Raw genomic sequence first — 1,067 nt, 5'->3', positions numbered from 1 at the left:
CTGGTCGTCGATCTTGGCGCCGTTCTCGGAAATCAGGCGCTTGGCGTCCTTGCCGGATTTGGCGAGACCGGATTTCACGATCAGCTGCACAATGGAAATGCCGTCGCCCAGATCCTCTGAGGACAGCGACAGGGTGGGGAGGTCGTCACCGATGCCGCCTTTCTCGAACACTTCGCGGGCGGTTGCTTCTGCTGCCGCAGCAGCCTCGGCGCCGTGGCAAAGGGTGGTGACCTCATTGGCCAGGATCACCTTTGCAGCGTTGACCTCGGACCCTGCCAGCGCGCCGAGGCGCTCGCACTCCTCCACTGGAAGTTCGGTGTAGAGTTTCAGGAACCGGCCCACGTCGGCGTCGGTGGTGTTGCGCCAGAACTGCCAGAACTCATAAGGGGAACGCATCTCGGGGTTGAGCCAAACTGCACCGTCCTGCGATTTGCCCATCTTCTTGCCGTCAGAGGTGGTCAGCAGCGGCGAGGTGAGGCCATAGACCTCGTGTTCGATGGTGCGGCGGGTGAGGTCGATGCCGTTGACGATATTGCCCCATTGGTCCGAGCCGCCCATCTGCAGGATGCAGCCGTAGCGGTTGTTCAGTTCCATGAAGTCATAGGCCTGCAGGATCATATAGTTGAATTCCAGGAACGACAGCGACTGCTCGCGGTCAAGGCGCGATTTCACGCTCTCGAACGCCAGCATCCGGTTTACCGAGAAATGCCGCCCGATGTCGCGCAGGAACTCCAGGTAGTTCAAACCGTCCAGCCATTCGGCGTTGTTCAGCATCAGCGCCTTGTTCGGCACGTCGCTGTCGTAGTCGATGTAGGCGGAGAACACCTTCTTGATGCCGGCGACATTGTCGTCAATCTGCGCCTCGGTCAGCAGCGGGCGCTCGTCGGCGCGGAAGGAGGGGTCGCCCACCTTGGTGGTGCCGCCACCCATCAGGGTGATCGGCTGATGGCCGGTTTTCTGGAACCAGCGCAGCATCATGATCTGGATGAGCGAGCCGACGTGCAGCGATTTCGCTGTTGCGTCAAAGCCGATATAGGCCGGGCGCACACCTTGCAGCAGAGCCTCGT

General features: G+C 61.0%; 1 protein-coding gene. It reads right to left on the bottom strand.

Annotated elements, in window-relative coordinates; translation table 11 throughout:
• On the bottom strand, positions 1–1,067 hold a 1,067-nt coding region (gene tyrS, locus A2I95_RS41595; protein ID WP_291738114.1), incomplete at both ends, for a tyrosine--tRNA ligase.

The sequence above is a fragment of the Leisingera sp. F5 genome (genome assembly GCF_001593695.1).
This window is presented reverse-complemented; position numbering and strand designations above follow the sequence as displayed.